Genomic DNA, 13,349 nt, shown 5'->3' with positions numbered 1-13,349 from the left:
TTAATGCCTGATTCAGTCGATTAATAAAGTGACTGAGTTGTCGATGAAGCTATTCCAGCGTCTTATCCTGTGCTAGTGGATTCTGGTGAAAGATTTCCTCCAATCGGGCGAATAGCTCCGGATGTTTTTCCTGCAGCAGGTCGGGACGTTTGAAGAAGTATTCAGACACGACGGCGAAGAATTCGGCTTCGTTCGTTATGCCGTACGGATTGATGTCGGAATGGTTGGTTTTAATGTCATTGATGCTATTGTGGATCAATTGAAGCCAGGGCTTAATGTGATCTTTTTCAAGCAAATACGCGGGTGATCCATCAGTAGACCCGTCGACTTTGTCGATCAGATGCACAAACTCATGAATACCCGTGTTGCCTTTGCTGGTTTCGTTGGCAAAACCCTCATGCAGCGCCGGTTTCGACAGGACCATCGTACTCTGCAAAGCACCGCCTTCGCCCACCATACCCAGGATATTACGTTCATCGCCCGTCGTTTGAAAATCGGCATTAAAGCGATCTTCGTAAAGCAGTACGTTAGTTAATGGGTAATACCAATCGTCGAAACCGAAAATGGGAATAATGGCGCTGCTGGCAACCAGTACGTTATCAAGATCATCGACAGTCGTGCCTACGCCTTCGATTCGGATGTGGTGCAGAAAATGATTCACCCGTTCTTCAAACAACTTCTTTTTCTCGTCACTAAGCGACCGATAGTAGGAAACATGCTCCTCCAGCAATTGTGGGTAGTTGACCGGGAGCGGCAAAGCATCCTGCTTTTTCTGATTCAGATACCGCCAGCCAAGCCAGCCCAACAAAAGCACGACTACACTAATCAAAAGAATCATAGCTCATTTACTTTAACGCCTACTTTCGACTCAACGTTGATCAAGGTCTGAATGCCATCGGGTCTGATGGCTATTTTCTGAGGTGTAAATCGAAACGATTTAATGCCCAGATCGGTTTTTCTGCCCACACTTCCCTTCTCGAACGCCTGGTTTATGGCTTGAGGCAACGTAGCAATCTCATCATTCAACGGAATGGTTAGCATACTTTCCAGTAACCTACGCAACCCACCGTGCCATACCGAACCGCTACTTTTTGACAGCATGTTTTCACTTGCCGCATCGAAATCTAAATTTCTGACAAGCAATGTATTTGTCAACGTATCGAATACAGGCCGCCCGCGCAGGTAAACCGGACCGTCCAGTAAGCCACTCACGCTGGCCTTAACGATTAGCGCGCGTTGCCCACCGTACACCGTTATCTGCTTCACCGTGATGGCACCGAGCGCCATTTTTTTAGGCTGTCGGGTAACAGTCAGTGCCAGCATCCGATTGATATCAGCGTACGGAATAAAACTCATCAGGTGCAAATCTGATCGTTGAGAAATGGTATCTCTTTTATCCAGCTGAGGCAACTGCGTTTTCGTATGCACCGGCGACTGAGGCTTTATTTCCGTTTGTGTTTCAAGCGCAATCCGCAGGTGTGTCGTTAGCTGACGGGCATTGCCCGTGACGGGACCAGCCGCTATACTGATTGGTTTGGGAACTAACCACAGACCATACTCTTTGTTGATCAGTAGTGGTTGTTGCATATCGCGCCAAATAGGCTTCACCATTTGGTCGAGTCGCAAGTCGTTGTACACGGCTGAATCAATCATTGTTTCAATATCTTTCTTATGTCGGTCGAGAATATTCTGAGCCATTTTTTCCAGCGATACGTCTTTACCAAGAAGACGTAGCTCAGGCTTTATGATCCAGTGGTAATCAACAAATGAAGTGTGGCTGGCCAATCGCCAGTTGGGCGTTACACGAATCGGCGTTTTGAAGTCGACATGCAGCGAACAAAAGGGCTTTTTGGGCGGGGTCGTGTCGTGGCTAAAGGGCTTTGTCAGCCACATCTGAAGCGGGGCTGAAAGCTTTATCTGGTGATCGGTATACTGGACCTGAACGTCACCCAACCGCTTTACCCGAAACGAAATAATACCTTTCGATTTACCCTCGCTGGTCTGTTTCCCTACCAATACGGGGTCTAGTTCCTGGTTAATTTTTTTCTGTAGCTCCTCCAGATCAAACGTAATCGGGCCAGCCAGATACGAGATCGTGGCCGGAATAGGCGGATCAAAACCCTCCGCTTTAGGCGGCTGAGTAGTAACGTTCTGGCATTGCGTTATTAATAGCAGCAAAGCCAGGCCAATGAATGGCTGGATTCTCAGTACTAATTTCATTAACGTGTAGTGACTACCGCTTTCCGGTCTGCAACCTGAATGGGATTTATAGGTGATAAACTCCGTTCGTTTCAGGTTGTTTTCATTATTGAATTGCAACGGATTATATCATACGTCAGACATTCCAGGATACTTTGTAGGTAGCCTTACAGGATCTGAACAGCGCAGAAACAAAAAGCCCCTCAACTGAATTTGGTTGAGGGGCCGTAATGCTTAACCTGTTTTATCGTTTCACCTGCACCGGCAGGTCTTCGAGTTGTGCATAACTAAGTTTCCAGACATTATCGGTTCCTTTTTTCCAGAGCAGAATAAAATTGCCTTCGCCATAGCCTTTGGCCTGCTGAGCTGTTTCGGGCAGTACATCAACGGAGAATGTTCCGGCTTCGTAGGCAGTTTGTGTGTCAACCGCTGAGCTTACTACGTTGGTTTTCAGATCGCTCAGACTTGGTAACGTGGCTTTCACCCATTTGTCCGTCACTTCCGACTTACCTTTCAAGTGCTGGTCTCCCTGAAGGAAATTGACGTCATCGGCCAGTAAGGAGATAATCTTATCGGAATCTTTACTGTTCCAGGCGCCAATAAATTGCTGATTGAGCGCCTGGATATTTACAGCTTCTTCCTGCTTGGCGCAACCTGTTACCAAGGCCGCAGCAAGCAAGGTTTGGATGATTAATTTCATAGTGTGTAGTTGATTAAATGAATGGTATCGGTTGGAGAGCTGTGCTGTTATAATGCGCCAGCTCCCCGACCGATGTTACGCTTATTACCAGCTTTTACGCCGGTATTGCGATGATGCATAAGGTGTCTCGGGATCACCATAAGACGGATTTGGCAAAAAGGCTTCGTTCAGTACGTAGGAACTCGACGCTATAGCAGCAGGTGCAGGAGCGGCAGGTGTAGCTTGGGCTGGAGCTGCTACCGGTTTACGGGCCACCGTTACCTGTGCCGGACGCGCTACGCCGAAACCGTGGGGAGGTGTAGCGGCAGCCAACGCGGCAACCCGGTCACGCTCGGCAGCGTCGGCCCGTTCGCGTTCACGTGCTGTCTCAGCTTGGGCAGCAGCCAACCGGGCGGCAGCTTTATTTTTATTGTCTTTATTTTTACCGATCGCGTAACCAGCCGCACCGCCAACAACACCACCAATCAGTCCACCCACCACACGATTGCGTTTGTTAATGATGGCACCAGCGGCACCACCGGCAACTCCGCCAATCGTTGCGTCTTTAGCCTGTGGGCTCCACCGTTTCCGGTCCTGTGCTTCGGCAGATTGACTGAGCACGAAGCCAGTCAGTATCATCACTACGAGATAAGAATTGAGCGTTTTCATCGTCTTTTTTTATTTAGGTTAAACTCGTGACAGGAATAAGACAAGCTAAATTCCAGAAGGTTTAGCCACGCGTACTTACCTATTTAACCCCAACCCAGACCGATTGTTCGTGTTGATACATATAATCACATCCCTTTAAGTCGGCGTTTTTTCTATGATGAATACAAAAAAATGGTTTTTCAATACGTAGTAACCGACTTTGTCACTGACTATAAATACCCTTGATTTTCCAAAGCGTAGTCGGTGCCTGCCTGTCGTGCGTTACTTTTACGGTATGGAAACCAATCAAGTCTCTTCACAAATTTTGTCAAACCTGGGTATTGCGGCCCTGAACCCCATGCAGGAAGCGGCCCAAAAAGCCATTTTACAGGATAAAGATGTCTTTTTAATCGCTCCTACGGGCTCCGGCAAGACGCTTGGTTTTCTGTTACCCGTACTCCAGTTGCTTCAACCCAATCATTCGTCGGTGCAATGCCTGGTGCTGGCGCCTACCCGTGAACTGGCCCTGCAAATCGAGCAGGTCTGGAAGAAGATGGCGACGGGCTACAAAGTGAATGTGTGTTACGGTGGTCATTCAATGGAGACCGAAATCAAGAATCTGAGCAATCCACCGGCGCTTCTGGTGGGAACGCCCGGACGCATTATGGATCATATTTCGCGCCGAACGTTTGATTTGGATGGCATTCAAACGCTGGTATTAGACGAGTTTGATAAGTCGCTGGAGCTGGGCTTTCACGATCAGATGGATTATATCATTGGGGGGTTGCGCAACCTTAAAAAGCGCGTGCTGGTCTCAGCAACGTCGGGCATTAAAATCCCGGATTTTGCGGGTGTCCACTCCCCTACCAAATTGAATTTCAGCGCTGATGAAGACGTACCGAGTGGGCTAACCATGAAAGTGGTTATATCCGAAGAAAAGGATAAAATCGGTACGTTATTTAACCTGCTTTGTACGCTGAATTCTGAATCCGCCCTGATTTTCTGCAACCACCGGGATGCTGTCGAACGGACCAGTCAGTTGCTTAACGAACGGGGTATTTTTTCAACGTTTTATCATGGTGGCATGGATCAGGACGATCGGGAACGGGCGTTGATTCAGTTTCGTAATGGCAGCGTAACGTATCTAATCACTACTGATTTAGCGGCTCGCGGCCTGGACATCCCCGAAATGAACTATGTGATTCACTACCATTTGCCGATGCACGAACATGAGTTTGTACACCGCAATGGACGAACCGCCCGCATGCACGCATCGGGAACGGCTTATTTGATTTTACACCCCAGTGAAGAACGCCCGCGCTATCTACCCGACTCGCTCGAAGAGATCACACTTTCGGGAACTAATCCGCTACCAAAGCCACCCCAGTTTGTAACGATTTACATCAGTGGCGGCAAGAAAAACAAACTTAATAAGATTGACATTGTCGGCTTCTTCTCCCAGAAAGGCGGGCTCGAAAAAGACGACCTCGGCCTCATCAACGTGCAGGATTTCATCTCGTTTGCTGCTGTAAAAACAACTAAAGTCAACGGACTACTGGCGAAAATCAGGGACGAGAAAATGAAAGGAAAGAAGTATAAAATTGAGGTAGCCCGGTAAATCAAAAGGCCCGCTAACCGCGGGCCCTGCTACGTATCAAAACAACTTTTCGTTCGGTGGTTTAACACCCTTCATGCGAATGTAAATGGTGCATTGTCCGCGGTGGTGGGTTTGGTGTTCGAAGGCTTTCGCCAGCACAACTTCGCGGCTCATCTCGCGGGGACCCATTTTCACCATGTCGCCCAGTTGCGCGTCTGTTATTCCTTTGACCGCATCGATCATGAAATCATAGCTATCCAAAACAGCTTTGGTCAACGCAGCTTTTGTTTTGAATTCAGCCATTTCCTCCATTTTTTTACCCTGCATTGGATTCGTTTTCCCGCTGGCGACTGCTCCGAAATTATAGTTGGCATTCGCCAGATGAAGCATTTGCTCGGCAAAACTGCGAATTTCAGGCGTCGGTTTGAAGCCTATGCCATCTTCGGGCATAGCATCCAGATATTCTTTAGTGTATTCTTTGGCGCGTTGCCACTCAGCCGTCAGTTGTGAAACGGTCATCATAGGTCTGGCGGCCTGAACGGCCGAAAATGCCCATAGCCAGGCCATCAGGGTCAATGCAAAACGTAATGGTGATTTCATAATCATAGGAATGTTGGTTTGAACCTGAGTTATGTTACTCGTTTCAATAAGCATAACCCGTCAGAAAATTACCGCTGTCGTTTATTTTACGGTGACATGAAGACATTTTTTTGTCACCGAAATAAAAGTTTAATAAGTCTATAATCCATTTTCACTTTGTATAGCCATCAGAAAATTAGCGACATTGCCCGTAAGAAAAGGAGTGTATTTCGTAATTTTCTCGATGGGCCAATCCCACCAGCGTAGTTCCAGAAGTCGAGCGATGTCGGCATCGTCAAACCGTTTGCGAATCAATTTCGCCGGATTACCACCCATGATAGCATAAGGTGGTACATCACGGGTGACGACTGAATAAGCACCAATTACGGCCCCATCACCAATCGTAATACCCGGCAAAATAGTGGCCCGATAACCAAGCCAAACGTCATTTCCGACTACCGTATCTCCTTTAATTGGATAGGATTTCCCGTCCATAGCACTGGCCCAATCGCCACCAAACATCGCAAACGGATAGGAGCTGACAGAATCGACCAGGTGGTTAGCCCCATTCATGATAAACTCAACGCCGGATGCAATCATGCAGAATTTGCCAATAATCAGGCGGTCGCCGGTAAAATCGAATAAATAGCGAACATTGCGCTGAAAATTACCAACCGACTCAAAGTCATCGTAGTACGTATAATCACCAATCGTAATTTGCGGGTGGTCAACCACATTATTCAAAAAGCACAGGCGCTCATAACCCGCTAACGGAAAAACAGTAGATGGATTTGGTATATTCATACGTAGTATTGAACCCGTTTTGTATTTCAAAAAAACATATGGCCGAAGAACTGCCACAAGGCAACCCTGACGTATTAAGAGAGCTGCTGATCTATAAGATGCCCTTCGGAAAATACAAAGATCGCCTGATCAAGGAATTACCGGTTTCGTATCTGGAGTGGTTTGCTCAGAAAGGATTTCCCCCAGGGAAATTGGGCATGCTGCTGCAAACTATGTACGAAATCCGGTTGAATGGATTGGAGCATTTACTTCATGGTCTGAAAAACAAGCGATAAAGAGTAAGATCGTATTTGCGGTTGGGCTTCACTACGTTACTTGACAACCACGCTGTTTTCGGTTATATTTCTGTACACATGACACTGTCCATCTTAAATGCCTTCCCGTCGTACGTTCCTTCGCACCACTAGTCTGGCTCCGTTGCTTGGACTGGCAACCAATCAGCCAGCCCCTACGCTCATAAAGCCTGCCAAACTGCGCCCTGGTGATACCATCGGGTTGTTTTGCCCGGCAGCCCCGGCCTACAGCCAGGAAACGGTAAAGATCACGCAGGAATCACTCCAGGCCCTGGGGTTTCAGACGAAACTCGGTCCCCATATTTACGACCGATATGGCTATCTGGCTGGGCGAGATGCCGACCGCGTCTCTGATCTGCACGCCTTCTTTACCGACCAGAGTGTCAAGGCCGTCATGGCTATCCACGGCGGCTGGGGCTGCGCCCGTCTTTTGCCGCTGCTGGATTACGACCTGATTCAACGCAACCCGAAAGTTCTGATCGGCTACAGCGACATTACGGCTTTATTACTGGCTATCTACGCCAAAACCGGCCTGGTGACTATTCACGGTCCTGTTGGGTCTGCGACGTTCAATACATATACGGTTGATTGGCTTAAGCGCGTACTTATGGAAGGCGAAACCGTGACCATGCGCAACCCAACCGACAAGGGTGATAACCTCACGCAAACGCAGGATCGGATCACCACCATCCGTCCAGGCCTGGCGCGTGGACGACTGGTTGGCGGCAACCTCACCGTACTGAGTCATCTGATTGGATCGCCGTATCTGCCCGACTGGAAGAACACCATTCTGTTTCTTGAAGACACACACGAGGATATTTACCGCATGGATCGGATGTTTACCCAACTGAAACTGGCGGGCATCTTGAATCAGATTGCGGGTTTTATATTCGGCAGATGCACCGACTGCGGGCCGGGCAACGGTAGTTACGGTTCACTCACCCTGGACGACGTACTGACCGAATATATTATTCCTCTGGACAAGCCTGCCTATTCGGGCGCCATGATTGGGCATATCAGCAACAAATTCACGGTTCCACTGGGTATCGATACCGAAATTGACGCGACTGCGGGCACAATCCGCTTACTGGAATCGGCGGTTAGCTGACTATTCAAATTGATTTCACGGGTGAACGTATCCGTCCTATCCCACCTGTTTACCAAGACGTTTCAGGGCACTTGATCCGGGCGGTTGCCTGACACAGCAGGTTTATCTATCGTGTTGAACAAGTTGATCAGGCTTGTCTGCTCTTCTTTGGTGGCCACAACTATAAATTGGGTGGCTACGCAAAATACATACTGCTCCAGTAAGGAAATAAATTGTACATCGGTAGGCATCAATTCGATCGTTATCACGCACAAAGCGCTCAGGCCAACGAAAGTAACATATTTATTTTTTAGTGAGATACAAGCTACCAATTAAACTTCTATTAATCATCTTAGCGTAGGGCTTCCTTACGATGGAGTAAACGTAGTAAGTGCCATCATGGCCTGTGCCCGTTCATTTAACTGATTTAGGATCTGGGTATGAATGGCCAGCTTCTTAAAATCATTTCGGGTATATGCCTGTTTGCACGAATCAAGCTGACTTAGATCCTGCATCAGATTTGCCAACTCTGTTTCCATGGTACACAATAGAGCCTTGAGTTGGTCCATTGGACATTGGCCACTTGCGCCTTGACTCCCAACCCGAAGGCACTTGGTAGAATAAGAAGATAAATGGGTATAGCAGGTCTGGAAAGTAGCAATTGCTTCGATCCAGTCTGATAAATTTGTCTTATACGTTAATGTGCCCACTGAGTCTGACGTAATTCGAGATGATTTGCGTGCCATAACTGTCTTGTTTAACCTTTATGCCTATCTAGTCGCAATGTATTAAACAAATATTTCTATTTTTTGATTATTCATATAATAAATTTTATTATTAATTGATTATTATCTCGATTTCAAGTAAGAGAACGCTTCTACATATATTAATAGCTATCTCTGCCCTATAGTATGCTCTATTATAGCTAATTAAAAAACAATAGTAAAACTAAATATCTGCAATAGTTAACTTATTAAAGTAATGGAAGTTACTAATTCTAGCAAATATTACATCTTTTTAGTTATTAATATTATTTATAGAAATCTAAAGTAACACATAAAGACTCCATAATTTTGCGAGCAGTAGTTATATGTATAGAAATTGAGTTTTCCATTTCAGGTACGCGACTTGTAATAGCCTGTTAAATCGTCCCAACAATCAACTTGCGGCATCCCTTAAAGAAGCTCTCGCACAAGCCAGAACATGAAGAAAGTAGGTAAGACAGTATCTCACCCTTTCTGGCCTCTTTACTTAACGTCTAAAAATTTGGTTATGATTGACCCCGGCGACAGGCTGTTCGCCAGTGAAGCAGCAACTCATTAAGGCAATACGTTAACCCGAACGACCGAAAACGACCGGGGTGCCAACGTCAGTGAGAGGGCTTTTTTCTTCACATCGACCGGAATTGGCTGCTCTACCGGACTTACATTGGTCGCATTTTCGAACGAGTTAACCGCATCGAGTACGTTATTTTTCAACAACGTTAATTTCCCGTTTGCCGCCAGTTTTTTAACGCCATCGAGTTGAATAGTACGCACCTGCGCTTTATCCGATACGTTGGCAATTTTTAGAATAACTTCATTGGTGGCTTTATCCCAGGCGGCCGATGCATACAAACTATCCTGCCCGGCCAGGGGTTTGTCAGCCTGTGTCAGGCTCAATACATTCGTTCCCTTGTTAAGTGAATACAGTTTCTGGACGTAGTAGTTGGGTGTGCCATACACGCGCAGGTTGTCAACCCATATGAGATCGGGCGTCCACTGCCAACCGTCTGCATGAGCAAACAGGGGCGCGTAAGACGCCATGTTCACGACGGCCGCGTTACGTTCCAGGCCCGTCATAAAAGCGGCTTCGGACAGGGCACACTGCCAGTTGTTCTTATTATCTACGCTGACCGTTTTATCACTCTGGGCGGCCCACTCCCCCGCAAACACCTTCGACCCGTTCCGTGGGTAGCTGTCGTACCGGCTTGCGTTCTGTAAAAACCATTCCGGCCGACGGTAGTAATGCTCATCGATCAGGTCGGCTTTCATGTCGCGAAGCTTGCCGTTCAGAAAGTCGAACCGTTCGCCGTTGGGATCGGTGCCCGAGCTGCAAACCAGCCGCATAGCCGGGTATTTTTCTTTGATTGCCTTCTGGAAAACCGCCAGTCGTTCGATGTACTGAGGCCCCCAGTTTTCGTTACCAACGCCTAGAAACTTCAGATTGAAGGGTTTGGGATGGCCCAGGTCTGCCCGCACTTTTCCCCATTTCGTTGATACGTCGCTATTGGCAAACTCGATCAGGTCTACGGCATCCTGCACGTACGGGTCGAGTTGGTCCATCGGTACCAGCTCGGCCGTGTTGAACTGGCAGGCCATACCGCAGTTCAGAATCGGTAGTGGCTCAGCTCCGATGTCTTCGCAGAGTTGAAAATACTCCAGAAACCCTAAACCAAACGTCTGGAAATAATCGGGCGTCGGACGATGCCCAAATTCGAAGTTCCAGCGGTTGATGATCAGCTGCCGATCTTCGATTGGGCCGAGCGTTTTTTTCCACTGATACCGTTGGTCAAGATCGTATCCTTCGACAATACAGCCACCCGGAAACCGCACAAAGCCCGGTTTCATGTCGGCCAGCATCTGAATCATATCCGCCCGCATGCCACCGGGACGGCCTTTCCAGGTATCTTCGGGAAAGAGTGAAATCATATCCATATCCACTACGCCCGTTCCCTCGAACCATACGCGTAATTTGCCTTTTTGTTCACCCGCGGTCGATTTAAAACTGACCTGCTGCTTGTGCCAGCCTTTGTCTGCCTGTTCGGGCGTCAGGACACCCGAGCCAATTACTTCGTCTTTGGCATTGAGCAGGTCAACGTGAAGGTTGGCCTTCCCTGACTGCACGCGGTAGAGCACCGAAAAATCGTAGCGCAGCCCCGACTTTATCCCCATTCCCCGGAAGCCTTCGTTGGTCAGACTCAAATCGCCCTGGCTGGCGCTGTTGGCCGTTATCCGAACGTAGCGCGGATTGCTGGAGCTTTTCTCCTGCCGGTTCTGCACCAGAACGTCGCCTTCAGTACGTTTCTTTCCATCGATTTTCCAGCCCATGAGTGGTTTAAAAAACTCAAACGAGCGATTTTTGACCATCTCGGCATAGATACCGCCATCGGCGCCAAAATTGATATCTTCAAAAAACACGCCCCACATCGTCGGCTGAATGTCGGCAATGGGCTGTGCTACGTTCACCCGCACAACGGGCGCGGGCTGGGCTTGCGCAAAAAATGAGCTGCCGGTAAGGAGCAAGCTGGCGGCAAGGAAACAACTTTTTATTTGGGACATACTGAGTTATTGAATTAGCGTTCGGCGTAGTCTGGAGACTACGCTCAACATGGACTACGCCCAACATGAATCACTTATTCACTACGGGGTAACCATACTTTCATTGGATCGACGCCCCGGTTCGACCAGGTGTAGTAAGGAATCGCTACCAGAGTAAGCGTATTTCCAGCTTGGTTCTTCAAGGGCACAGTTCCCATGATGACATTGACGCCCCCCAGCAGGTTGTCTTTCTTTTCGATACGTAGTCGGGCGGTATCGGGCAGTGTGATATCGGCCACTTTATCCTGATTATCAATACCTTCTACGCAATAAACGACCGGGCCATATTCTAGCGAAACCAACCCTTTATCGTCTTTCACGGCTTCATTAGCGACGACCCGCCGAATGCTCATGGGCAACATGAGTTCAATTACATCGCCTTTTTTCCATTGACGCGTAATATTCGCATACCCGTTGGTGATGGTAGGTTGTACGGCTTTACCATTGACTGCCAGCGTTATGGGTGTTGTTGTGCGATTCGTAAAACTGTATAAATTACCCGGTAACACCTCGTTTTGCGTCCAGCCGGGAATACGAACGTTTACGGTAAAGCTGGCCTGCTTCGCCGGGTTCACCCCAATTTTGATTGCCCCATTCCAGGGATATTCAGTCTGCTGTTCGATGTTTACAGCCAGTTTATTCAGCATTACCTGCGCTTTGTTGGATGCAAACAGATTGATGAACAACTGGTCGTCCTGTGTAGCGTAAATCAGGTTCGGGACCGATGGCACGAAACGTACCAGGTTGGTTGGGCAACACGAGCAGTCGAACCAGGGTTGCCGGGTACTGGCGCCAAAATTAAATTTATATTCGCCATCCGACTCCAGTGGATTTGGGTAGAAAAACTGATCGCCACTCAGCGAAATGCCCGAAATCAGGCCATTGTAGAGCGTGCGCTCGATGACATCGTAATATTTGGACTCGCCGGTAAGCATAAACAGCCGCTGGTTCCAGTACACATCACCGATAGACGCGCAGGTTTCGTTATAGGCCGTTTGGTTGGGAAGTTCATAATTGTCACCGAAGGATTCGCCCTCATGCCGCGAGCCGATACCGCCCGTGATGTACATCTTCTTATTTACTGTATTTTCCCAGAGCGCTTTAATGGCATTCAGGTAGGTTTTATCGTTGTACAAAGCCGCTACGTCGGTCATACCTGCGTACATGTAGACGCCCCGTACGGCATGGCCAACTGCCTCATTCTGTTGAGTGACAGGCTTATGATCCTGGCTGTAGGGACCGTACAGTTTGTGCGTTGTTGAGTCGCCCCGCACGTCCAGAAAGAATTTGGCCAGCTTCAGGTAGTCTTCCTTTTGAGTAATGTTATAGAGTTTAATAAGGCCTGTTTCGACGATCTGGTGACCCGGTGGAGCCTTCCGTTTGCCCGGTTCGGGTCCGAAGGTTTTAACCAGCAAGTCCGCATTTTTTAGAGCGATGTCCAGAAAATTCCGCTTGCTGGTCGCTACGTAGTGCGTGGCAGCGGCTTCGTACAAATGCCCGGCATTATAAAGCTCGTGGCTCATGCTTTCACTTTCCCAGCGCGGCCCTGGTTTCACCCATTTGGCGGGCGGATTATTAGGGTCGATGGTGTGCCAGGTTGTGAGGTAGCCATCAGGTTCCTGTCCAACTTTGATGATGGCGATAATCGAGTCTACATACGCTTCCAGCTTTTTATCGGGTGAACTGATGAGTGAATTGGAAGCCCCCTCAATGAGTTTATAGACATCCGTATCGTCGAAGGGCATGGCACCCCGCGTTTTGCCTTTCATTTTGCCACCCGCAATCAGGAAATTGTCCATCCGTCCTTCTTTGTACGACTTATCGAATCCAAACGGAATGGTTGTTTTCTGGACTGTTTTAATTTTAGGCAACCAGAAATTGTCCGTCAGCTCGACGTGGTTGATGGGCACGGCGGCAATCGGATACCCCTTTAGTGACACTTGCCCCCGGCCTTGATACGCACTTAAAGCCAGCAAAAGGCTGATAACGACTTTTTTCATGGTAGGTTGATTAAACTTTGACGTAATACGGGACCAAAACGCAAAAGTGTAATACTGACACAATTATAAAAAAGTAAAATCAATTCTCCAAATAGTTCTATAAC

General features: G+C 48.1%; 13 protein-coding genes. 3 read left to right on the top strand and 10 right to left on the bottom strand.

Translation table 11 applies throughout. The features are described 5' to 3' along the window. Positions 1 to 49 precede the first annotated feature (49 nt). The 4 genes from ACYVEA_RS24420 to ACYVEA_RS24405 form a co-directional block, all read right to left on the bottom strand. Positions 50 to 838, bottom strand: a complete 789-nt coding sequence (locus ACYVEA_RS24420) for a M90 family metallopeptidase (RefSeq protein WP_461116046.1) — start codon at positions 836 to 838, stop codon at positions 50 to 52. Further along, the gene (locus ACYVEA_RS24415; protein ID WP_461116045.1) at positions 835 to 2,220 is read right to left on the bottom strand and encodes a DUF4403 family protein; all 1,386 of its coding nucleotides are present in this window, start codon (positions 2,218 to 2,220) and stop codon (positions 835 to 837) included. The genes ACYVEA_RS24420 and ACYVEA_RS24415 overlap by 4 nt, the downstream gene beginning before the upstream one ends. Positions 2,221 to 2,443: 223 nt before the next feature. Next, positions 2,444 to 2,899: a YybH family protein gene (locus ACYVEA_RS24410; RefSeq protein ID WP_461116044.1), complete on the bottom strand. Its 456-nt coding sequence runs from the start codon at positions 2,897 to 2,899 to the stop codon at positions 2,444 to 2,446. Positions 2,900 to 2,983: 84 nt separating this feature from the next. Beyond that, entirely contained in the window at positions 2,984 to 3,547 is a 564-nt protein-coding gene (locus ACYVEA_RS24405; protein ID WP_461116043.1) for a glycine zipper domain-containing protein, read from the bottom strand. Positions 3,548 to 3,821: 274 nt separating this feature from the next. On the opposite strand from ACYVEA_RS24405, the gene ACYVEA_RS24400 reads away from it, so the two are divergent. Further along, positions 3,822 to 5,144 (top strand): DEAD/DEAH box helicase, encoded by a 1,323-nt coding sequence (locus tag ACYVEA_RS24400; protein ID WP_461116042.1) that lies wholly within the window; start codon positions 3,822 to 3,824, stop codon positions 5,142 to 5,144. Between the two features lie 36 nt (positions 5,145 to 5,180). On the opposite strand, the gene ACYVEA_RS24395 is transcribed toward ACYVEA_RS24400, so the two are convergent. Together ACYVEA_RS24395 and ACYVEA_RS24390 are read right to left on the bottom strand one after the other, a co-directional pair. Further along, on the bottom strand, positions 5,181 to 5,723 hold the full coding sequence (locus ACYVEA_RS24395) for a DinB family protein (RefSeq protein ID WP_461116041.1): 543 nt from the start codon (positions 5,721 to 5,723) through the stop codon (positions 5,181 to 5,183). 138 nt (positions 5,724 to 5,861) lie between these two features. Then, positions 5,862 to 6,506, bottom strand: coding sequence for a CatB-related O-acetyltransferase (locus tag ACYVEA_RS24390; protein WP_461116040.1), 645 nt, complete (start codon positions 6,504 to 6,506; stop codon positions 5,862 to 5,864). Between the two features lie 38 nt (positions 6,507 to 6,544). On the opposite strand from ACYVEA_RS24390, the gene ACYVEA_RS24385 reads away from it, so the two are divergent. Both ACYVEA_RS24385 and ACYVEA_RS24380 read left to right on the top strand, forming a co-directional pair. Next, complete coding sequence (locus tag ACYVEA_RS24385) at positions 6,545 to 6,781, top strand: DUF3820 family protein (RefSeq protein ID WP_461116039.1); 237 nt, start codon at positions 6,545 to 6,547, stop codon at positions 6,779 to 6,781. A gap of 97 nt (positions 6,782 to 6,878) precedes the next feature. After that, positions 6,879 to 7,907: a S66 peptidase family protein gene (locus ACYVEA_RS24380; RefSeq protein WP_461116038.1), complete on the top strand. Its 1,029-nt coding sequence runs from the start codon at positions 6,879 to 6,881 to the stop codon at positions 7,905 to 7,907. Positions 7,908 to 7,969: 62 nt separating this feature from the next. On the opposite strand, the gene ACYVEA_RS24375 is transcribed toward ACYVEA_RS24380, so the two are convergent. The 4 genes from ACYVEA_RS24375 to ACYVEA_RS24360 form a co-directional block, all read right to left on the bottom strand. Next, on the bottom strand, positions 7,970 to 8,137 hold the full coding sequence (locus ACYVEA_RS24375; RefSeq protein WP_461116037.1) for a hypothetical protein: 168 nt from the start codon (positions 8,135 to 8,137) through the stop codon (positions 7,970 to 7,972). Between the two features lie 117 nt (positions 8,138 to 8,254). Next, positions 8,255 to 8,425, bottom strand: a complete 171-nt coding sequence (locus ACYVEA_RS24370) for a hypothetical protein (RefSeq protein WP_461116036.1) — start codon at positions 8,423 to 8,425, stop codon at positions 8,255 to 8,257. A gap of 780 nt (positions 8,426 to 9,205) precedes the next feature. Next, positions 9,206 to 11,206 carry an alpha-L-arabinofuranosidase C-terminal domain-containing protein gene (locus tag ACYVEA_RS24365; protein ID WP_461116035.1) on the bottom strand — a complete coding sequence of 667 codons (2,001 nt, stop codon included), beginning with the start codon at positions 11,204 to 11,206 and terminating at the stop codon, positions 9,206 to 9,208. A 74-nt stretch (positions 11,207 to 11,280) separates the two neighbouring features. Next, the gene (locus tag ACYVEA_RS24360) at positions 11,281 to 13,245 is read right to left on the bottom strand and encodes a glycoside hydrolase family 127 protein (protein WP_461116034.1); all 1,965 of its coding nucleotides are present in this window, start codon (positions 13,243 to 13,245) and stop codon (positions 11,281 to 11,283) included. Between the last annotated feature and the right edge of the window lie 104 nt (positions 13,246 to 13,349).

This window comes from Spirosoma jeollabukense (assembly GCF_054777855.1).
This window is presented reverse-complemented; position numbering and strand designations above follow the sequence as displayed.